This is a genomic window from Caldisalinibacter kiritimatiensis (assembly GCF_000387765.1).
Lineage (GTDB): Bacteria > Bacillota > Clostridia > Tissierellales > Caldisalinibacteraceae > Caldisalinibacter > Caldisalinibacter kiritimatiensis.
In genome coordinates this window covers 1-394 of the sequence record NZ_ARZA01000257.1, presented here as the reverse complement: position 1 = coordinate 394, position 394 = coordinate 1, and the positions used below count along the sequence as shown (strand labels likewise).

Genomic DNA, 394 nt, shown 5'->3' with positions numbered 1-394 from the left:
ACTTGTTCCCATAATTCTTTTGCTTTTTCTTGTGGCTTCTCTTGTTTTTTTCAGATTCTTTTTCTAAAGTTTCATCATTCTCTAAAGTTATTTTTGTTTCTTTAAACCTATTTATTTCTTCTATGTTTTCTTCAGTCCATTCATCTGTTTTGAAGAAATCTCCTAATTTTAATGGTTTGTTGACTGTTTTATTTTCTTCTTTAATTATTATTTTATCTTTCTCTGTATCTGTCACATTATTTGAGTTTTCTTTTTTATTATCATCATTGTTCTGTAATAATTCATCATATCCAATTTCAATTTTTATTGCTAATTCCTGGTCTAGTCGATCTTGAACCTCATCTGCAATATTTTCTATCGGCGGGTTGTCCTGCTCTTTTTGTTCTTTTTTGGG

The 394-nt window shown here is 28.4% G+C and carries 1 protein-coding gene; it reads right to left on the bottom strand.

Features of this window, described 5'->3' with window-relative positions:
• Nucleotides 1-394, bottom strand: a 394-nt coding sequence (locus L21TH_RS14645; protein WP_034430038.1) for a hypothetical protein, incomplete at both ends; no start/stop codon positions are given.